At 51.9% G+C, this 578-nt stretch carries 1 protein-coding gene; it reads right to left on the reverse strand.

The window, feature by feature from the left end:
* Positions 1-578, reverse strand: a 578-nt coding sequence (locus tag AAAU26_RS14575) for a helix-turn-helix domain-containing protein (protein WP_349180848.1), incomplete at both ends; no start/stop codon positions are given.

Genomic DNA, 578 nt, shown 5'->3' on the forward strand with positions numbered 1-578 from the left:
CCGATGCCCTTTTTGATTTCCTTGACCGCTGCCATGAAGTACATCTCAATGTCATCAAGGTCGCCTTGGTACACCGGTTTTCTCCGAAGGCTGATGTCCTTTGCGGCTTTGGCTGCTTCCGGGGTCTTGACCCTTGTACGTAGCAGGGTGCTCAATGTCGTGAGCATGGCGTTCTGTGCTGCGATACCAGACGCAAAAGTATCATCAAAATACTGCGATATGCGGTAAGTAAGCTCTGCAAAGCGGGCGTTTTCCAACAGCAGGTTGACCACCTCTGTATTGACACGCCCTGTGTAGAGGTTCTTTGCAGCTTCTACGGACAAGCCCAGTTCGGCAATGTCGTAATTTTTGCGGTCGGGGATGTTGGTTTCTCCCAGCAGGAAATCCGTGGACACGTTGAACAGCCTTGCGATCTTCAGCACCTGCTCATGGGTCAGGGTTCCTTTCGCACCACTGATAAAACGGCTGATAGTGCTCTTGGAGCAGCCGAGTTCCTTGGCAAGTTCTGGTTGGCTGATGTTGTGCTCTTTCATCAAGTCCGCAAGACGGATGTTGGATGGTGCGGGCAGATATTCCTG

Source organism: Faecalibacterium longum (assembly GCF_040094125.1).
Taxonomy (GTDB): domain Bacteria; phylum Bacillota; class Clostridia; order Oscillospirales; family Ruminococcaceae; genus Faecalibacterium; species Faecalibacterium longum.